Genomic DNA, 21,126 nt, shown 5'->3' on the forward strand with positions numbered 1-21,126 from the left:
TTATGAAGAAAGTCAAAGAGTATGATGCCGTAGCAGAAGTACGTAAAATCAGGGACGAAATGAGCCTGAAATATTGGAACAACCCCGAGCTAATGGCTCATGATTTGAAAGAAGCCAGTGAGCGTTTTGAAAAAAGGATGGCGGCTCTAAGCGAAGCAAAATTAGAAACAGCACGAACCACTACAATACCCGCTACGAAGATAATCAAAGAATATGACGCGGTAGCGGAAGTGCGCAAGATCAGAGATGAATGGGGCCTGAAGTATTACAATGACCGGGAGTTGTTACGCCGTCATCTAAAAGAAGCCCATGAACGTTTTCAGCAATGGGCTGAATCTGTCCGTGCTGAGAAAAAACAATCATGACATAAGCCGGTATAGTATCCACCTGATGTACTCATCAGGTGGATTTTTTTGTAGCACTTTTCCTGAGCATTCCAGTGTTCAGCATGAGCAAACGCCGTTTTGTACAGAGCATTCCGGGTTTCAGCTAGTTGGATGTTATCGGCGTTTGTCGGTGCTATCCGGTTCGAATGCCACCAGGTTGAACATGGCCCGCATCCGGCTGCGCAGTCGATTGCCGTAGATAGCTTCCAGTTCCTGACTGTTGAGATTGGTGGTAACATGTGTGAGCATTTTTTGTGCAACGAACAGATCGTAGCGGGAGAGGAGGATCTCCGCCATCACATTACAATTGTTTCCCCAGAAGGTAATATTGGTTTCCAGGCCGAGATCATCAAAGCAATGTACACGTGGCACATCAGAATAGGGAAAGAAAGCCCGGCTGCTGTATTTGCTGATGGCGTCAAAGCCATTGCGGCTGAATTCAAATGTTACTTCACGACAAGAAACCATATGCGGCCGGTAGATATCATTACAGAGTGCCCGCAACAGTGTGATCAGAGAGGTTTTTCCGCAACCAATGGGGCCCATCAGCAAGATGCCTTTATTGAGATTTAATGCTTCGTTGGCAGCGATGGCCTCATCACGGAGAAAGTAGGCCATTAGTTTGAGAATGAGCGGACGGTCTTTTTCCTGCACCTGGAAGTGTTTGCCATAATAAGCCTGGCCAGCTTCTTCAAAATGGCAGATCAGTTGATGATAATCATAAGGGGTCTGTATAACTTTTGTTTTGGTTGCAGTGGAGCTTTGTTGCAGCGGGAGTGTATTGTTCATGACCTTTGGGTTTAGTTGGATGAATGTTGAGTACCCATTTGTGTGCGGCGGCCTGCCAGTTGGTGATTGGCGCGCGGCCGCCCTGGCGCCAGCCGTTAGCTTCATAGTGATGAAAGAATTTACTGGCCTCTGTTTCCGGGTAGGCGTTGGCGTTAAAAAATGCTTGCACCTGGGCCAGCGGGGGAGAGAGCGCTTTTTTTTCCTCCTGTTTTATCTTGTTTATTTGTTTATAATAAATGTGTCCCTGATCCGGGACCGACAGGGTCTCTGTTCCGGGACCCTTCAGGGTCTCAAATATAGGACACATGGAAATGGTGGCTGGCGCAAAAAGTTGAGCTGCCTGCTGATAGCAGATATACCCACAGGCATGCAAATGTTTCATGCACATTGTGTAAGTGTTGCGGGAACCAATACGGCTAAGCCTCATGATTTCTTCGCGCAGGACGGGAAAGGAAGTATGAAAATGATGCCGGTTCCAGGTATAGAACAAGGCCATGTACAGGCTGATGTGCTGCGCATGTAGACGGTGATCCTTCCTCACCTGTGCGAAGAAAGCATTGAGGTGCCTGATATAATTAATGCGTACAGGAGCGGAAGCCATCATCTTATATTTTTTAAATGTTGCTTCCTGCTTTCCATCAGCTGGACAATATCGGAATAGTCATAGAGAACGAGGCCTCCCATCTTCGTAAACGGAAGCGTGCCGTTAATGCGCAGCTGCTGTAGTGTGCCGGCGGAAATGCCCAGCATATCACGCACCTGGTATGATTTAATCCACCGGCGATCTGGTGTGGGCATGTTTTTAATGAGGTGTTGCAGCTCATGCAGCAATTCCTTTTTGAATGCGATCAGGTCTTCTTGTGTAAGCATTGTTGCCATAAAGTTTGCATTGATGAATAGCAACAAAGAAAAAAATCTATATGACGCGAGAACAGTCACAGGGGTAACAGTACCCTTTGTATTATATTGATAGTCAGTTTTTTATTTTGATAAAATTTCGGGCTTGTACAGCTGGTTGGCGAGCCTGATCAGGATATCGCGTACGGATCTGGAAACAGATGCATCTTCTTTATAGAAGTTAGCCCGGAGACTGGTGGCAGAAACGTTGTCCTGTTTTACCGTAGTGAAGAAATAGGAGAAGAAATCGAGTAATTCTGATTTGTTTTTATTCTGGTACAGTTCTGTTTCCAACAATAACTTCAGGATGTTACCGAGCTGCGGGACGGAGAAGGTGGTCAATACTTTGAAGTCTTTCCAGCGAAGGAGCTCGTCCGGCGCTGTGGTATTGCCTAACAATGTCTCTTTCTTCTTCAAATACTTCATTTCAATGCTCAGCCAGTCCAGCAATGCTGTTTGCAGTGAGGGGTGCGTTTTGCTGTAAGCGGTATCAGGCTTTACGACTATTTGACGAATGTTTTTTTGTAACCATATTATTCTGTTCATTTTTTCCCGGATAGTGGGGTATCCGTCCAGTTCAGCGGAGATGCCATTGATAGCATATTGTACATAATGTACATTGTTGAAATTGATATAATGTAATAGCTGTTCCAATTCTGCTGTCAGGTCACTATGTTGCATTGTCAATAATACCGACAACTGCCTGCGGTAGGTTTGAAGATACAAGAACTGGTGGTAGCTTACCTGATCTGCATGGATAACATCCAGGAATGGCTGTAATGTTACCTGCAGGAGGTCTTCATCAATACCATTATTCCTGAAGTTATCAAACAGGTACTGGTAGTTTGCGGAAAGATCGGGGATGGCATTGCGCAGCCGGGCGGCCGGTATTCTACAATCGGGGTTCAGGTAGGCGGGGAATTCTGATTCCAGAAAAGTGAGGAATCTTTCGAGTGAGTCATAGACGACCTTTGCCAGGTTGGGCCAGCACAGGGCATCAGGTATGATTTGTAGTTCGTTAATATCAACACCAGGCAGGAAGGAGGCTATTTGATCCATGAGCGATACCAGTTGTTGTTGATGCAACTGGATGTACCAGGTCATCTGTTCCCATCCACCCTGATCGTAAAGGTGATTACCAAAACTTCGCCATATTCCCTCGTTATGGTGGTTAATATCGGAGAGCGCAGTTGTGTAAAAATTCTTGCTGGGCTGGTTTTGTTTCCCTATTCCTTCTTTTAGTTCAGTACAGATAAGTTTGTCGAAGAAAGATAATTGATAGTGCAGGGGCATACAGTATGGTTTTTCGAGTGCTTATAATACAGTACCGAGGCATGGTGTTACAAACATGCGGGTTGGTTTTTGGGTATGGTTTACCTGTCATCAACCCATAAGGGGCGGTTTTAGTTGTATGGAAAATGTTAATCGCTGGTTAAGTTATTGCAGCGCGCACCAGTCGCCGCTTCTCTTATGATGGTTTTCACAATGAATAAATTGGTTTATTCACTTTTGGTAATACGGAGATTTCTGAAAAAGCCTTCCGTGCCAGAGTTTTTACCCGGCCTTTTTGTTATTATTTCAGAAAAGTAATTAAATTGTAGCAGTTCGTTATAGCCTACTGTAGCTGGATCGGACGTAACCCAAACAATATCATCCTACTAAAACTTTTATTCACATGAGCAAGAAGTTGGTTTTGTTAACCGCATTGTTATGCGTAACCGTTTTTGTATTTTATGCCTGTAAAAAAGATGACAGGCAAGCAAACAAGTTTCAAAACCTCATAGAAGCTGCAAAAGAATACTTCATGTCCGAGGTACAGCAAAAGAAACAAAAGGGTATTGAGGCAAATCAATTTTCTTTTCAGCTGGAAACGGATTGGAAAAATGCAGATGTGGAGAAATTGCAGTCTTTTGAAGTTGTGATCGTTCCACTAAAATTTAAACAGACAATAGCTATTTCAAAAGATGGAGGGAAAACGATACGGCCGCTCCATGTTCGCCCTTTTTTGTCAATTTTCAAAGATAAGAAAGGAGAAATGCGTGCCGAAGTTGTTTATAAATTCCTTGATGAAAACACAGCTGGAAAGGCATTTTCCGGCAACATCCTAGTAACAGATTGGGCGGGAAATGTTAATAGAGGATATAGATATAAGGATGGCAAAGCCTGGAAATTAGACGTCTCTATTGGTTACAAATCTAACAAACCGAGAACTGAGGGCGTCTGTATTACAACAGAGTACTGGCAGGAAGTTTATCGTGAAGGCCAGTTAATTGGCACGGAGTATCTTGGCTCAACGACCGTTTGCACGAGAGACACAGAATTTCAGGGCGACAGCGGTGGAAACAGTGGAGGTGGCGAACCTGACTACAGTGGCGGTGGTGGAGGCGTTAGTAGCGGAGATACGCCAGGAGTTGCTGTAAGTGATGTCATCGATTTATTAGAAACGCCATGTTTCAAAGCAACGTTAAGTGATATGCAAGGGGCATCGTCGAACGATTTTGTTACGAATATTTTAAATAAAATGTTCAGCACCTCGGAAAAAATGGACCTTATTTTCCAAGAGGGAGTTCTCGATCCAAGTGAGGATGGAAAGACTACTAGTAGTAATTCAGGTAGCTTTCTCAAAGAATACATTACTTTGAACTCGGGCGTATTGAAGGAGTATATAGCAGCCACTCTTGCTCACGAAATTATTCATGGATATTTCAATGTAAGGGGTATAGACCCTACAGTTGATCAAAACTTTGTTCAACATCAGGAAATGGCTGGGTACTATGTAGATGAAATGGCTACAATGCTTGTCTAAGTATATCCAAGTATGCCTAAAGATGACGCGGTGGCACTGGCTTGGGGTGGACTACAGAAAAGTATTGCGTGGCAGACCCTTTTGGCAACTGATCCAGCGAAAGCACAGGCTATTGCGATAGTGAACCGTGACTACAGGGCAGGGAATAAAGGTATAAAATGCAATTAATCATCAATAACTAACATTATAAAACCGCTGCATATGGCAAGATTAATGATTCTAGTGTTTGCAACAATGATATGGATGAATAACAACGTTTATGCCCAGACAAAAATTGAGCATAATAGTGAAGTCGAAAGAATATATGGTAAAGTGTTTAAGGTGATAAATCCCTCCCCCAATTTTATGAAAAGTTGCAAATCTTTGTACTCAACTATTAAAATAACGGTAACTAATAATAAGATCGACTCATTGGTTTTTATCGATGAAATTCCAAAGGGACTGCTGAAATCAACGGATACTTTAAAGAAGGTTTTCTCAAAAATGGATTGGCAGAAGGTACTTCCTGCAAGGCACCTTAGTGATAGATTTGAGGTATTTATACCATTTCTCTTTTCATTTGAGATGAGAGGCTGTGATGATAGAATTGACGAGAAAAAGATAAAGTATTGGTTTAATAAAGATGTTGATGAAAGCAAAGCCACTCGGTATGTTGAACTTGAATTATTAAAGGTGACTATGGCAACGGTAGTAAATTAATGGTTTGTAGCGATTGTTGATTTGCAGAAATCGGCGAGGAGCTAACATAGCAGATTTATGGCCCGGCAAGCGCCGGGCTTATTATTTTTAAAAATTCGGGGGGATTTAGCGAAAATGTCATCCGAAAAGTGGACATTTCGCTTTTATTTTTGGGACGTTTCGTTTGCCCGATTATAGTTTGTTGAACTATTTTTCATCTGTAATATATATTTTCCGGGGCATCGGCCTGGTGGAAAGGCCGGGGTTAATCAGGCCCGGAGCGCGGCAAAAATAAATGGAATATTTGATAAAAAAGATGGTATTAATAAAACGGGGGAGAGAAGGCGCTGGCAGCAATTATAGTTTTCACAATGAATAAATTGGTTTATTCACTTTTGGTAATACGGAGATTTCTGAAAAAGCCTTCCGTTCCAAACTCCACCCATAGCCCGATACCGCCAATAACATCAGCGCCTAGCTTCAGGTCATTCACAATAAGGGAAGGTTGGTCTTGCCCGTTTATGAAAAGTTTGGCATGAGTATCATGTACTATAATTTTTAACCGGATCCATTTGTCAAGCTCCATATCAGCGTAGGATTCATATTCTTCAGGAAATTCTTTTCGCAGCCGGTCGAATTTATAATCAGGAAAAGAGAAATATTGTATGGAATGATTGCGCCTTACCTGGTTCATCACACGAGCGTTGGCTGGTCTGAGGTAAATGCTTTCAAAATGCGAGTTGTCCGGAGTTATCCGGAACGCCACGCCTATAAACCCCCGGGCTGATTCCGGAGCGTTCGGCAATATGCTGCTGCGCACATCAATTTCGATCGTGCCATTTTTAAATTCGAGATTTTTGATCTTCACAAATGTTGGCAGGTCGAAAGTTGTGATAGCGCTATCTTTCACTACTCTGATTACTCCATCTCCCATAGATTTCTCAAAAGAAAAATTGACCAGGTTGCCTTCAATATTTTCTTTAGTGAACGCAATGCGCTGTGCGAAGAGCGTTGAAGCAATGAGCAGGCATAATGCCAGGGATAATAATTTCATGATGGTATTCAATTAAGGCAATAACACAAAGTGGATTATTAAAGGAACGTTTCATCCTGGCAAAAATTGCCGGTTACGCTGGTAAGGAATGCATCCGGCACGGCAGGCGAGGCAGCTTCAAGCTGCTTTTTTGTTGGAATCTCTCGCAGATCTATGATTCTTAATTCTTAATTCGTAATTTGGCATCAGAGATGCGCGCACCCAATTTAAGTGAACATTGCCAACCAATAACCCAACATATGATGAAGAGGCACTGCTGGTGAGGATTGCAGCGGATGATGAGCATGCCTATAAATTGCTGTTCGATCACCACTGGAACCGGATCTATCAGGTGGCACTCTCTTTCCTGAAAAATCATGAAGAGGCGAAAGACGCAGTACAGCTAGTCTTTATCCGGCTATGGGAGAAAAGGAGCCATCTTCCAAAGGTGCATGATTTTAATCCATGGCTGTTCATCATGGCGCGCAACACCATCATGAATCAGCTGAACAGGCAGGTAGCTACCGCAGGTCAGGTGGAAGATGTACTTCCGGAAGATTATCTTACTCCCGAGGCGATGATGGAATATAAACAGACTGCCCAACTGATAGCGGAAGCCGTTGCCCTGCTGCCACCTCAGCAATCACTCATCTTCCGGCTCAGTCGTGAACAGGGGCTTACCCATCCCCAGATTGCGCAGCAGCTGAACATTGCGCCGGCTACAGTAAAGAGCCATATCATACGCGCGCTTAACACATTGCGGGAGTATGTACGTAAACAGGGGGGATCAGCTTTGTTGGTCATCTGGTTACTTGCTGATACCATGAGATAAAAAAATTTCTCTGCGCACTGCACCTGTTGCCTTTTTTTCGTGTCTTTAGTAATAGTGACCAATACATCATCTTCATGCAAGTGCCGGATCAATTTCAGCAATTGATGGATAAATACCTGACCAATGCTGTAACAGCAGCGGAAAGAGAGCAGCTGTTCGCATTGATCAGGCAGGGCGATCAGGAGCCCCGGCTGGCACAGATGATAGACGATGTACTGCAATTGCCCATCGAAGGCGGCGAAGACCTGGACCTGAGAGAAGAGATCTTTGCAGCCTTGCAGGCCCGCAGGAAACCGGTGAGAAGGTTGTTGCCGTGGTGGCGCATCGGCGCTGCCGCAGCGGTGTTGTTGTTGCTGGGCACTGTATATTATTATCAGACGCATAAAGCAGCTGACACCACTTCTGTTAGAACAGTGAACTTTTCCCTGATCCGGCCTGGTACGAACAAAGCTGTGCTGACCTTGGCCGACGGCTCCAGCATCGCGCTGGACAGCAACGGGCATCAGGTGATTCAGCAAGGGCAGGCCACCATATCGCAGCAGCAGGGGCAACTGGTATATAACAGCCAGGCAGCGGCAGCAGCAGGCACCAATCTGTTGCAAACACCTCGTGGTGGCCAGTTTCGCCTGGTGCTGCCGGATGGCACGAAGGTGTGGCTCAATGCCGCATCGTCCGTTACTTATCCTACCGCTTTTACCGGCACAGAAAGAAAGATCAGCGTCACCGGAGAAGTATATCTCGAAGTAGCGCCACATGATCAGCCGTTCATCGTTGTGACGGCGGATCAACAGGTACAGGTGTTAGGCACGCAATTCAATATAAATGCATACGAAGAGGAAGCAGCTACTCGTACTACGCTGCTCTCTGGAAAGATAAAAGTGATGAACAGCGTATCAGGCGTAGTCCTGAAGCCCGATCAACAGGCGTTGGTCATGCACCAGGCATCTCCCACCATTCCCGTCAGGGAAGTAGATGCCGGACAGGTCATCGCCTGGAAGAACGGCTATTTTGATTTTGAGAACGAACGGCTGGACGCCGTACTGCGTCTGCTATCGAGGTGGTATGACATCGACTTTGACACAGACCCGGCTGCTGCCGGCCTTAAATTCAGCGCAGTGATGGCACGTACCTCCACATTGGAACAGGTATTGTCCATGCTGTCGGCTACCGGTGCTGTCACATTTTCAGAAGAGGGCCGCAAAATAAAAGTTCATGTGAATAAATAGCGGACTGTCGAGAGCATTTTTATCACCTGCAAAGAACAGGCAGGAAAGAGGCTAGCCTTGCGCCACCAGCGGGCGATACGATACATTTATTAACCAAAATCTCACAGATGTGCGCATTTGTGAACAACCTGCATGCCCATAGAGCCGGGCCGGTCAGGAACCAAACCATTAATGAGTAGTATGCGATCCAGGATTTTCTTTTTGCTGATCGGCTGCCTGCAGCTGACTATGATCACCTATGCCCAGGTCACGCTATCCGGAAAAGGATTCACCTTTGTCCGGCTTTTTAAAGAGATCAGAAAACAGACCGGGTACAGGTTTATCTATAACAACAATATGCTGCCGGAAGATGCACGAATGGATATTGATGTAAAAGATGCACCTGTTACCGTGATCCTCGACAGATACCTGAAACCAGCCATGCTGGCCTATGAGATCAGAGAAGACAAACTGATCGTGATCAGCCGCTTGAAACAGCGGGAGCAACAGGAAGGACCAGCTGCGCAAGTGATGCGCGGCAAGATCACAGACAGTAATGGACAGCCATTGCCTGGCGCCACTATCGTGATAAAAGGCACGCGACAGGGCGCCACCGCCGATCAGAACGGCAATTTTGAACTGCGACTGCCCGATGAAGATGTGATCCTTGTGATCTCCTTCGTTGGCTTCAAGCCCGTAGAAATGACAGCATGTTCCTGCATCAGGACCATACCGCTGCAATCCGCAGCGGTAAACATCAGGGATGTGACCATCAGCACCGGGATGTTCAATCGTAACAAGATCACCTTTTCAGGCGCCGTGGCTTCTTTCACAGGAAAGGAGTTGCGCCGCATAGGTAATCTGAACGTGTTACAGAGCCTGAAGACACTCGACCCTTCTTTTATCATCGCCCCTGACAACATGAAAGGATCCAATCCTAACCAGTTGCCGAAGATAGAAGTAAGAGGAAAGACCAGCCTTTCATCCAACACCGTAAGAGACCAGTTTTCTACAGATCCTAACCAGCCATTATTTATTTTGAACGGGATGGAAACCACCCTGCAGCAGATCATCGACCTCGATATCAACAGGGTGGCGTCCATCACATTGCTGAAAGACGCTGCTTCCACAGCATTGTACGGCTCCCGGGCCGCCAACGGTGTAGTGATCGTAGAAACCGTACAACCCAAACCCGGAGAACTGAATGTATCCTATACCGCTGATCTGCGCTTTGAGATCCCCGACCTGCGCGACTACAATATGATGAATGCAGCCGAAGACCTTGAATTTCAGCGGCTGGCGGGCCTATACAAGCCTTCCTCTTCCATGACCTCCACCCTCGTAAATGATAACTTGTATAACAACCGGCTGGCCGCTGTACGCAGTGGCGTAAACAGCTATTGGCTGAATGTGCCGCTACAGAACAGTTTTACCAACGGACATTCCTTGCAGGTAAATGGAGGCAGCGCCGAATTTCAGTACGGCATCGGGCTCAATTACCGCGGCCTCAATGGCGTAATGATCGGCTCCGACAGGAAAACATGGGGCGGTATCATTGATCTTACCTATCGGAAAAACAAACTGAACATCTCCAACGAACTTTATGTAAATGGCGCCAATGCGAATGAATCGCCTTATGGTTCCTTCAGTGATTTTGTGAAGATCAATCCTTACTACCGCAAGAAAAAAGAAGATGGCAGTCTTAATACAGACCGGTATCTGGAAACCTATCTGCTGAATACCAATTCTTTTATTCCGGATACCGTGAAGATCGGCAATCCTATCTATAATGCCCAGCTGGGATCGAAGAACAATAACAATGCTTTCACGTTGCAGAATACGATCAACCTGATCTATGATGTCAGCAAGGAATGGCGGGTATCGGGCGGTTTGCAGGTAAGCAAGAGCAGCGCTACCGGCATCACCTTTATTCCCTCGGCTAACACCATGTTTGATACGGTGGGCGTATACAGGAAAGGCACTTATACTGAGTCCCGTCAGGACGGGTTGAACTACCAGGCCAACCTGATGCTTACCTACCGCAAGGTGATCAACAAGGTACATAGTCTTACCGGTAATGTCCGTTCAGAGATCCAGGAGCAGGGGCAAACCATTACGGGCTTTACTGCTACCGGATTTCCGGATGGCGTGAAACCCAATCCGGCCTTCGCTTACGGCTTTCAGCAGGATGCCAGGCCACTTTACCAAAAGTCGAAAGTACGCAGGGTAAATGCGTTGGGCAGCTTCAACTATGCCTATAACAACCGTTATTTCGTGGATGTGAATTTCAGGATCGATGGTTCTACTTCGTTTGGCAGCAATAATAAATATTCTCCGTTCTGGTCAGTAGGCGGGGGCTGGAACATCAGCAGTGAAAAGATGATGGAAGATATTGCCTGGCTGAATATGCTGCGGGTCAGGGCCAACGTAGGCACCACCGGCAACCAGGCGCTGGGTAGCTTTGCTTCCACTTCTGTATACGGATATGAAAACAACCTGAACATCTTCGGACAGGGATTGTATATCACACAGCTGGGCAATCCACTGTTGCAATGGCAACGTACGCGCAGCACCAGTGGGGGTATAGATGCAGTGCTTTGGGGCGGCAGGCTCGTGGCGACCATCAATGTGTATGAAAAATTATCGAACCCGCTGATCGCTACAGGCTCGCTGCCGGCATCATCAGGCGTATCTACTTATGCACTCAATGTAGGCAGCTTGCGTACACGTGGCGCAGAGGCGATCATCCGTTTCTCGCCTGTTTATCATCCTGATAGAAATGTACTATGGACACTCGGTTATACCGGCAGTTTGTATAAAAGCCGCTATGAAGGTTTTTCCAATATCCTGAAGAACCTGAACGACGAAGCACAGCGATCCAGCTCTTTGCAGCGTTACCTCGATGGCTACAGTCCGGACGAGCTGTGGGCGGTTACCTCATTGGGCATCAGTCCTGCCACCGGGCAGGAGGTGTTCCGCAAAAAGAACGGAGAAGAAACATTAGTATATGATCCGGCGGACATCATGCCCATCGGCGACGGGAAACCCTTAATAGAAGGCGTGATAAGCTCTAACCTGAATATAAAAGGATTCCTGCTGGGGATCAATCTCCGATACAGCATAGGCAAGTACCTCTTTAACACAGCGCTTTATAACAAAGTAGAGAATATCAGTTATAATGACCTGCAGAACAACCAGGACAAACGCGCGCTGGAGCAGCGCTGGAAGCAAGCCGGCGATCATGCGGAGTTCAGGGCGATCGATATCAGCGACAAGACGCCGATGTCGTCCCGCTTCATTCAGAAAGAAAATTTTCTCACCGGTGAATCTATCAACGCGGGATATGAATTTCATGCCGCGCAACACCACTGGCTACAGCGCCTCGGATGGAAGACCATCCGGCTGAATGCATACATGAATGATATTTTCCGCCTGTCCAATATCAAGTCGGAGCGGGGAATCGATTATCCTTTCAGCAATGCCGTATCCTTCAGTGTTAATGTCTTCTTCTAAAAAAATGATTATGCGATATATTTCAGCTGTCTCCCTGCTTGTCATCACGCTATCGTTCTTCTCCTGCAATAAATACCTGGATGTGCAGCCTGAAGACAAGTTCCTGGAGAATGATGTGTACGACAGCCGCACGTCTATCCGCAATGTGCTCAATGGTATTTACCTGAACCTCGCCAAGCCGGCTGCCTACGGAGAGAACTTTACCTGTACCACGCTGGATGTGATGGCGCAGTATTACGACTGCAGCAGCAGCGGACATGTTTTTAATACGCAGGCCAACTATAAATATGCAGATGCCGCTGTAATGGACCGCACAACGGCGATGTGGAACAGCAGTTACACGGCGATACTTAATCTCAATCTATTTATCAAACACCTCGGGCCGGATAACAAGGTGTTGACAGATGATGAAAAACAGCTGATGCTGGGAGAAGCTTACGGCTTGCGGGCATTTGTGGCATTTGACCTGTTGCGGCTTTTCGGCCCGGTGTATGCCACCGATTCATTGAAAGCAGCGATCCCTTATCCACATGATCCCGAGTCGAAGATCCAGGCACTCCTGCCGGCCAATACCGCGATGCAAAATGTGCTGGACGATATCGCCACCGCAACGAAGTTACTGGATAAAGATCCGGTACGCAGTAAGGGGGTGCAGGCTGTTAGTCCGGGTGGCGACAGCTACTTCAGTTTTCGTAACCGCCGCATGAACTACTATGCTGTGCAGGCATTGCAGGCGAGGGCGCTGTTGTACCGCGGAGATGTTGCCGGCGCTAAAGCTGCGGCAGACAAGGTGATCAGAGAAGCATCCGCCTGGTTCCCCTGGAGCCCTTCCGCACTTTCTGCTCCCGGCATCGTTAATCCTGACCGCATCTTTTCTTCAGAGGTGATCTTCGGGCTTGAAAATGCCGACATGTATAATACACAAACGAGACGGTTTGCCGCCAGTCTGACCGCTGATAATATCCTGATGCCGCTGGCACAACGGCTCAATGATATCTATGAGCGAAACAGCAACGATTACCGCTTCCGCATCAACTTTGATGTAGACCGTACTTCTACAAGAACCGATAAAACATTTTTCAAGTATGCCGATATCCAGAATAAGAACCTGATGTACCGCAAACTGCAACCGCTTATCCGCATTGCCGAGCTGTATTACATTTCAGCAGAGGGGGAGCCGGATGACAACAACGCTGCCCGGCTGCTGAACACGGTGCGCGTTAACAGGGGATTGCCACCACTTATCCTTAACGGCGACAAGCAAACGCAGCTCGGCAAGGAGTACCAGAAAGAGTGCTGGGGTGAAGGTCAGCTCTTCTTCTATTTTAAACGAACGCAGCAAATGGCCATCAGCAGCGGTGCTTCAGCCAATGCTGTCATTACGATGCCGCCCGGTAATTATGTGGTGCCGCTGCCACTGTCCGAAACATCTTTCAGATAAAACATGCATTCATGAATAGGAACAAGCCTCTTTTTTTTAGCCTGCTGCTCCTGCTTTTGGGTAGCGCCTGCACCAAGAGCAACCTGTTGTCATACCAGGGGAGTACTGATATCTATTTTTCCTATAGGGATAATTACCAGAATACAGATACTATTCATTACAGTTTTGCCAGAGATACCCTTACGACAGATACGTTAAAGATCTATGCGAAGGTGATAGGAGAGGTAGCCGCTGTGGACCGCAGTTTCAGCATGGTGACGGTCGATAGCGCCACCACTGCTGTTGCCGGCCAACATTACCGCCTGCCAGTGGCCGACAGCCTGATGATCCCCGCCGGAGCAGTCAGTCGCCTGATCCCTGTTGTGGTACTGCGTCCTGCAGCGCTTTACGAAAAATCGGTGACATTGACCCTGAAGCTCGTGCCCAATAATTATTTCAAAACCAATATGCAGGCATATGATTACAAGGCGCCTTATGTGGCGTCGGCAGTAGTGATGAAGATCGTGATAGATGATATCCTGCCGCAGCCAGGGTTGTGGGATGCCAATAAAGACGCGCTGGGAGCCTATTCCAGATTGAAGCTGGAGCTGATGGTGAAAGTGATGTTGCTGAAGTTGCAGCGTTTTTACAATGCGCCTGTCTATTCACCTACGCAGCTTACCAGCTTCTCCAGGCAGGTACAGCAATATCTTAACCAACAGCAACAGGCGGGCTACCCGGTGAAAGAAGCTGATGGCAGTAATATGAAAATGGGGCCTGCAGTACAATAAATTTATTTCATTATGAAAAGATATATCAGCTTTATAGCGATGCTGGGAGTGTTGATAACAGCCTGTATGAAAGATAAGGGGAATTATAGCTATACTACCGTGAAACGGGTGCAGATAAAAGGGATTGACTCTTCCTATATCATCAATTACGGCGACAGGCTCACCATCAGGCCTGCGCTGGAGCTGACGGATGGCCAACAGGAAGATACCGTTAACTATTCCTATCAATGGACCGTGGATCACTTGCTCGGCTATACGATGGAGCCTATTCAGCTGTCCACGAAGCGCGACCTCGATACCGTGCCAGGCCTTGGCTTCGGCAGTTATTACGTGTATTATCGCGTTACGGACAAGAAGACGGGCATATTCACAGACAGCTATTTTTATCTTACCGTAAGTGCTGCCAGTTATGAAGGCTGGCTGCTGCTCTGCGATACAGAAGATGGTAACAGCCGCCTCGATATGATCTCGCGCATAGGCAGCCATGATACCTTGTATACAGATATCCTGAAGAAAATGCATTCGGCCTATGTGGCCGATGGCCGGCCGGCCTATGTAGCCACCGGCTTTTCCTATATCGGTGGCCCGGCGAATGGCACGGTGGCTATCTTCGTTGCCACCAGCAAGAAGGCCGTGTTGCTGGGGCTGGATACATTGGAATATCTGCCATCGTATGATATGCAGACCGTGATGAGCGTATCGGAACCATTTACCGACTGGAGCAGCGCTAACCTATATCTGGAGCAATACAGCGGCATGCTGTACGCCAACAGGAACCTTTATCAGGTGGGAGGGCAAAGCATCACTGGTCCGGTGAATACGAGGGATGGCGGCACTGTGTTGTTTCAGCCTTCGCGCTGGATAGGAATAAACACCGGCGGTTACCAGGATAATTCGATCGTATACGACAGCGCCAGCAGCACCTTCCTGCGCTATCCGGGATTTGGCAACACCTGTCTTACGCTGCCGGCCGGCGATCTTTTCAATTTCACCACCGGCATGGAACTGTTGTATATGAACTATGTGCCTTTCAACGGCGGACAGGTATTTGCCGTGTTGCAAGACAGCAAAACCAGCAAACGTTACCTGGCCGGGTTTACCCTGACGGGTAAACAGCAATATTATGCGGAGATCATCGGAGAAGGCATTGCCGCTGCCACGCAATTTGCTGTGAGCCCCGATCTGGGCTATCTCTTCTACAACGTTGGCGGCAAGGTGTATGAATATGATCCTACGCTGAAACAAAGTTTCCTGATGCAGGATTACGGCGCCGCCACCATCTCCCTGATGAAATTCCAGCCCTTTGCCAGCACGTATGATGCTGCGCCCAATGCTGTTTACTATAAGAGCCTCGCCAGGAAACTGTTGGTGTGTACTTATACCAAAGGCGCCGGTACACTGGATCTCTATACGGTGCCAGAGATCAACGGGCAGCTGCAATTATATCGTTCTTTTCCCGGTACAGGAAAAGTAGAGAGCATTGCCTACAGAGAACGATGATCATTCATTAAATCAAAAACTATGATACGAAACCATTTTTATTTCCTGCTATTGCTGCTGCTGCCTGTTGCAGCGGATGCGTCAAAACCTTTCCGGATTACCGGCAACCTGCACCTGCCCGACCATCCTGCATGGGCACATCTTTATTATGCGCTGGATGGCCAACAGGTGCATGACTCCACACGGATTGTCAACGACAGATTTACATTTGCTGGTGAGCTGGATGAACCGGTGATGGCGTATCTCGTCTGGACTTATCCGCCTGCGGAAGAAAAGCAGGCCAGGCCTGCCGGCGGCCGGTTCTATCTCGAGCCAGGTAACATCACCATCACCAATGATGCGGATAAGCATCTTGTTGTACAGGGCTCTCTGCTCAATGAAGAGAGCGCAGCGCTGCAGCAGGAGATGAGGGCGATCGGGCAGCCATCCAGCGAGCAAGATCAGCAAGCGATGAAGGAAAAATATTTACAGGTGCAGAAAGATTTTATATCGAAACATCCTGCTTCATTCATCAGTCTTGAACTGCTGAAAGGATTTTATGACTATACCCTGGAACAGAAGAAAACGGCCTTCGCAGCCCTGGCGCCTACAGTGAGGCAGAGCCGCCCGGGTAAAGCGTTTGCAGAGAGTCTGGAAAATCAGCGGCGGGTGCAAATAGGCGCGCCTGCACCCGACTTCACAGAGAAGGATACCGCCGGCATTGCCGTTTCATTGAAAGACTTCCGCGGTAAATATGTGCTGGTAGATTTCTGGGCCAGCTGGTGCCATCCTTGCAGAGAAGAGAATCCCAACGTGCTGAAGGCATATAATAAATACAAAGACAGGAACTTCACCGTGCTGAGCGTATCACTGGACAGATCAAGGGCCGAATGGATCAAGGCTATCACGGCGGATCAGCTTCCATGGAAACATATTTCCAACCTCGACCCGCAGCAGGCCACTGCTGCGAAACTGTATGCCGTTGAATTCATCCCGCAAAATTTCCTCATCGACCCCGAAGGAAAAATTATTGCGCATAATCTGAAAGGAGCAGCATTAGATAAGCTGGATACGCTGCTGCGATAACGCTAATGCGCATGCTAATAAATACCTCATTCGTGCAGCGCGGTGAGCATGTCTTCCAGCGAGGCGCCTCGCTGGAAGACATGCTCCATACAGGAACGCATCTACGCTGTTCTGGAAACAGCGAATATGATCTTATCTGGCAGATATCACTATTTTGCAATATCTTGCACCGCCGCCGCATATGCGATTGTCAAAAACGTGAAAAAATATCTTTGTTGCTGCCTATTGGCGCTGCTCATGTTGCAAGGCAATCTCAACATTGCCCATGCACAAGCAGCGGGAAACCTGCTTTTAGAAAAGCATTATACTGATGATAACGGCCTCCCGCAGAACAGCGTGAAATGTATCATCCCGGACCAATACGGATTCCTGTGGCTGGGAACAGAAAACGGTATCGTTCGTTTCGACGGGAAAAATTTCCGCCTGTATAACAGCGTGTCCCTGGGAACTACGTCCGACCGGACCAACTACATGTTTGCAGATGATCATCACCATATCCACGCTTTCATTGAAGACGAGGTGATCGATATCGACCAGGGCGCCGTTGGCTCCCGCTACTGGAAATGGCTGCCGCCCTATAGTTTCCACGAATACGCTCTGCGGTATAACAAAAGCCTTTCTTTCCCCGCTTCCAGCCTGCCTAATCTCTACCAGGGATATCTTCATCTCAGCGAATACATCATCCCCGGTGAAGATGATCAGGCATATATCATCGGAAGGGATAGCATCACCCTGCGTAAAAATCAGCAAACGCTGAAAGCAATTGCTTTTGGTTATGGTGATTTTCTGTCTTTCTTCTTCCTGGAAAAAGAATTGTATCATCTGGATCACCAGGGCCGGCTCACCGGGTTTCACAACATGCAGGCGCAGCAACAGGCGATCTGCGGCGATATTACCGCACATCCCTCCTGGCAAACAAAACTCAACAGGTCAGCATTATACTGGAACCTGGCCGCGGATCAACTGTTCATCTATCTCGACAGTACCCTGTACCTGGTAACCCGCCTGCCCGGCGGCGATCTCAATACCCGGAAACTATTATCCCACCTGGATTTGCCAGGCATCAGCGCTGTAACGCTTTACTATAATACTGCGGACAAGCGCCTGTTTATCGGCAGTCAAACAAATGGATTGTATGTATTCGGGGAAAAGAAATTTACCACCTTCGGCGATGAGCCCGGCGTAGATGCAGTATATTATGCGCAAGCGCCATTTGGCGCGCATGGCGTAATAACTCCCACCGGCAACGCATATGACAGCGCCTACAAAGCCACTGCCATCAAAGGATTGCGGCAGGCCTATACCAGCGACAAACGCCGCGATAAATACAGCATGCTGCGCGACTACCGCCAGCATATCTGGTACAAAACGCAGGGCTACCTTAGCGAGCTGGATGCCACGGGTAATAATATATTGCATCAGTATCATCTGTCGGATGCCATCACACAGATTTATGAAGATGATCACCACCGCCTGTGGATCGGCACCTACAACCACGGTACCTGGTACCTGGATGAAGGCGAACAACAAAGCCTGAAGGTATTTCATCCCAATCTTCACCACGTGATGTATTTTCAGGAAGATAAGGATGGATACTTATGGGTAGCGCCGGAGAAGGGATTATTGCGCGTCAACATCTCCAATCGCCATACAGATACCATTCCCGGGCTCGAACACATTTGTGTGCGCAGCCTGTATGTGAAAGGGCCGCATGAAATATGGATCAGCACTGCCAACCACGGCTTTTTTCTGTACGATGGTAACAAGCTCACAGCCTTCCCGCTGGATGCCCGTCAGTATTTGTCGGTCGTGCATTGTATCATTCCCGATGAAGCGGGCTATCTATGGCTTAGCACCAACAAAGGATTGTTCCAGGCGGCCAGGAAAGACCTCCTCGAATACGCCCGCCAACCGCAGGGGAATATCTTTTACCTATATTACGCCAGGGACGCGGGTTTCAACACCAATGAATTTAATGGCGGCTGTGAGCCCTGTGCTATAAAACTGGATGATGGCCGGATATCGCTGCCTTCGATGAACGGACTGGTAGCGTTTTCTACCAGAGAGAAAATAGCAGAGCTGCCTGATAAAGCATTGTTTATTGACAAGATTACCGCAGGCGAACAGGAATACAAAGACCGCGATACGATCTGGCTGCCACATCATTTCAAGCCATTGAAACTGGAAATCAGCACGCCCTATTTTGGCAATGATTATAATCTGCAGATAGATTACGCCTGGCTGTCTGGCGGCAAAGACACGTCCTGGCTGGATATTTCCGACAATCAAACGCTCACCTTTTCTTCCCTGCCTTCCGGCGCGCATCAGCTGGTGATCAGGAAAGCGAACGGCTTTGGCAATAACAACTATACCTGTCGCAGCCTGGTGCTGATGGTGGCGCCAGCTTATTTTGAAACCACCTGGTTCCGGTTGTTGATAGTGATGATCGTGATCATTTGTGTTTACGTATACATCCGCCTGAGAGTATATTATCTGAAGAAGAGCAATGCCCAGCTGGAGGCTCACGTGCACGACCGTACGAAAGAGCTGGCCACCTCCGAAAGCCGCCTGCGCGCGCAGATGCAGATGCAGGAGAAACTGGTAGCCGCTATCTCGCATGATATCAAAACGCCTATGAAATACCTGGTGCATGGCGCCGAGCGCGTGATAGACAGGAACCTCAGCTACAACGAGATGAAAGAGGAGGTAGGCATGATCTACGATACCGCTTACCGCATGTATTTCCTGCTGGATAACCTCGTCGGCTATGTGAAAACGCACCTGCTGGCCGGAGAAATAAGAATGGAAGAGATGGACCTGTATGAACTGCTGGAAGAGAAGAAAGCCATTTTCGACCTCGTGGCGGCTGCACGGGATACTGCCATTGTGCTGCAAGAGCAGCGGCCAATGAAGATACATAGCAACCCGCTTATCCTGGGCATCATCATCCATAACCTGCTGGACAATGCCGTGAAGTACACCGAGAACGGCCAGGTGCTGCTCTCCGCGCACATGCGCGGCCAGTGGGCAGATATCACGATTACAGATAAGGGTACAGGATTTCAGCCGGAGATATTGGCGTGGGTGCAAAAAGCAGCGAAAGCGGCTACAGAGGCGGAACGGCCTGCCAGTGTGTTACACTATGGCATTGGCTTGTCGATCGTATTGGAATTACTGCCGCTGGTAAACGGGCAGCTGGATGTGCAAAGTGCCGTTGATAAAGGAACAACGATCACGATATCAATTGCTGTATAACTTCACTTTTTCTGTTAGCTCAATAATATTGGAGATCTCCAGCTTCTCAAATATCCTGTTCTTATAAGTACTGATAGTAGTGACCTGTAAATTCAATGTTTTGGCGATACTCATATTGTTATTGCCTTTGATCAGCAGGGAGAGCACTTCTTTTTCACGGCTGGAGAGGCTGTGAAGCGGGTTGGTATGGCCATTGCGCGATTTGCCGCCGATGCGCTGCACCAGCTGTTCTTTTACATTGGCGCTGAGATAAGTATCATTATTCAGTACGGTGATCAGCGCCTTCCTGATCTCTTCTTCCGGCGCATCTTTATGCAGGTAGCCATTGGCGCCGGCCTGCACGTAATTGATGCCGAACAGTTGTTCGTCGTAGCCGGAAAACACCAGTATCCGGATACCAGGCTGCCGCAAGCGGGCTGCATCAATCATCTTCAGGTTATTCCCCCCGGGTATATTGATATCCAGCACAAGCAGGTCAAATGAACGCTGGCCCAGCAACTGTATGGTTTCATTGAAATTGTCGGATTCGACGATATCCACCTGTCCCAGCAGGTGCCTGATAATGGCCATGACCCCCATTCTCACGATCACATGGTCTTCTGCTACTAAAATTGATTTCATAGGTATCAGATAACGTATATACGGCAAAGTTAGGCCTTATCTTGACAAATTTATGTAGTAAAAAAACTACAAAACAATTATAAATATTACTACAGTGCCAGCCGGAGGGTGTTGATAAATTTGTTGCGAGATGCAATGTTGTTGATTTGCAATGCATTTGACGAATCTGTGATTTAACCATAAAATGTGTTCCTATGATTAATTTTACACACCGCCATGTTACCAGCCAATTTTTGCCATGTGAGGGCGTGGTATCGTCATTATTCTGATCAATAGCATCTTTCAAGCATTTTTTTCCAGCGATTCTCAGGCAATTGGTGTTTGCTTTACGGCAA

Annotated in this window: 17 protein-coding genes; 11 read left to right on the forward strand and 6 right to left on the reverse strand. The window is 47.6% G+C overall.

Annotated elements, in window-relative coordinates; genetic code table 11:
* Positions 1-2 precede the first annotated feature (2 nt).
* Positions 3-365, forward strand: coding sequence for a hypothetical protein (locus FPG75_RS07680; RefSeq protein WP_143306175.1), 363 nt, complete (start codon positions 3-5; stop codon positions 363-365).
* Between the two features lie 135 nt (positions 366-500).
* On the opposite strand, the gene FPG75_RS07685 is transcribed toward FPG75_RS07680, so the two are convergent.
* From FPG75_RS07685 to FPG75_RS07700, 4 genes are all read right to left on the reverse strand, one after another.
* Positions 501-1,175 carry a P-loop NTPase family protein gene (locus FPG75_RS07685; RefSeq protein WP_143306176.1) on the reverse strand — a complete coding sequence of 225 codons (675 nt, stop codon included), beginning with the start codon at positions 1,173-1,175 and terminating at the stop codon, positions 501-503.
* A complete protein-coding gene (locus FPG75_RS07690) occupies positions 1,105-1,776 on the reverse strand; it encodes a hypothetical protein (protein WP_161596710.1) in 672 nt (223 codons plus the stop codon). Before FPG75_RS07690 ends, FPG75_RS07685 begins: the two co-directional genes overlap by 71 nt.
* On the reverse strand, positions 1,776-2,054 hold the full coding sequence (locus FPG75_RS07695) for a helix-turn-helix transcriptional regulator (RefSeq protein ID WP_143306178.1): 279 nt from the start codon (positions 2,052-2,054) through the stop codon (positions 1,776-1,778). Before FPG75_RS07695 ends, FPG75_RS07690 begins: the two co-directional genes overlap by 1 nt.
* Positions 2,055-2,156: 102 nt before the next feature.
* Positions 2,157-3,365: a hypothetical protein gene (locus tag FPG75_RS07700; protein WP_143306179.1), complete on the reverse strand. Its 1,209-nt coding sequence runs from the start codon at positions 3,363-3,365 to the stop codon at positions 2,157-2,159.
* Positions 3,366-3,747: 382 nt separating this feature from the next.
* Between FPG75_RS07700 and FPG75_RS07705 the strand changes: the two genes are divergently transcribed.
* Entirely contained in the window at positions 3,748-4,878 is a 1,131-nt protein-coding gene (locus tag FPG75_RS07705) for a hypothetical protein (protein ID WP_143306180.1), read from the forward strand.
* A 201-nt stretch (positions 4,879-5,079) separates the two neighbouring features.
* Complete coding sequence (locus tag FPG75_RS07710) at positions 5,080-5,577, forward strand: hypothetical protein (RefSeq protein WP_143306181.1); 498 nt, start codon at positions 5,080-5,082, stop codon at positions 5,575-5,577.
* Between the two features lie 364 nt (positions 5,578-5,941).
* Here FPG75_RS07710 and FPG75_RS07715 read toward each other — a convergent pair whose 3' ends face one another.
* Entirely contained in the window at positions 5,942-6,610 is a 669-nt protein-coding gene (locus FPG75_RS07715; protein WP_143306182.1) for a hypothetical protein, read from the reverse strand.
* A 217-nt stretch (positions 6,611-6,827) separates the two neighbouring features.
* Here FPG75_RS07715 and FPG75_RS07720 point away from each other — a divergent pair, with 217 nt between their 5' ends.
* The 8 genes from FPG75_RS07720 (at position 6,828) to FPG75_RS07755 (ending at position 20,170) form a co-directional block, all read left to right on the forward strand.
* A complete protein-coding gene (locus FPG75_RS07720; RefSeq protein WP_143306183.1) occupies positions 6,828-7,421 on the forward strand; it encodes an RNA polymerase sigma factor in 594 nt (197 codons plus the stop codon).
* Between the two features lie 74 nt (positions 7,422-7,495).
* Positions 7,496-8,647, forward strand: coding sequence for a FecR family protein (locus FPG75_RS07725; RefSeq protein ID WP_143306184.1), 1,152 nt, complete (start codon positions 7,496-7,498; stop codon positions 8,645-8,647).
* Between the two features lie 180 nt (positions 8,648-8,827).
* On the forward strand, positions 8,828-12,139 hold the full coding sequence (locus FPG75_RS07730; RefSeq protein WP_161596711.1) for a SusC/RagA family TonB-linked outer membrane protein: 3,312 nt from the start codon (positions 8,828-8,830) through the stop codon (positions 12,137-12,139).
* A gap of 10 nt (positions 12,140-12,149) precedes the next feature.
* A complete protein-coding gene (locus tag FPG75_RS07735; protein ID WP_161596712.1) occupies positions 12,150-13,580 on the forward strand; it encodes a RagB/SusD family nutrient uptake outer membrane protein in 1,431 nt (476 codons plus the stop codon).
* A gap of 11 nt (positions 13,581-13,591) precedes the next feature.
* Positions 13,592-14,350, forward strand: coding sequence for a DUF4843 domain-containing protein (locus FPG75_RS07740; RefSeq protein ID WP_143306187.1), 759 nt, complete (start codon positions 13,592-13,594; stop codon positions 14,348-14,350).
* Positions 14,351-14,362: 12 nt separating this feature from the next.
* Positions 14,363-15,850: a PKD-like family lipoprotein gene (locus FPG75_RS07745; protein WP_143306188.1), complete on the forward strand. Its 1,488-nt coding sequence runs from the start codon at positions 14,363-14,365 to the stop codon at positions 15,848-15,850.
* 21 nt (positions 15,851-15,871) lie between these two features.
* Positions 15,872-16,915, forward strand: a complete 1,044-nt coding sequence (locus FPG75_RS07750) for a TlpA disulfide reductase family protein (RefSeq protein WP_143306189.1) — start codon at positions 15,872-15,874, stop codon at positions 16,913-16,915.
* A 198-nt stretch (positions 16,916-17,113) separates the two neighbouring features.
* Complete coding sequence (locus FPG75_RS07755; protein ID WP_161596713.1) at positions 17,114-20,170, forward strand: sensor histidine kinase; 3,057 nt, start codon at positions 17,114-17,116, stop codon at positions 20,168-20,170.
* Here the strand turns inward: FPG75_RS07755 and FPG75_RS07760 are convergent.
* Positions 20,156-20,791, reverse strand: coding sequence for a response regulator transcription factor (locus FPG75_RS07760; RefSeq protein ID WP_143306191.1), 636 nt, complete (start codon positions 20,789-20,791; stop codon positions 20,156-20,158). The genes FPG75_RS07755 and FPG75_RS07760 overlap by 15 nt on opposite strands.
* Positions 20,792-21,126 lie beyond the last annotated feature (335 nt).

Source organism: Chitinophaga vietnamensis (assembly GCF_902167635.1).
GTDB classification, from domain to species: domain Bacteria; phylum Bacteroidota; class Bacteroidia; order Chitinophagales; family Chitinophagaceae; genus Chitinophaga; species Chitinophaga vietnamensis.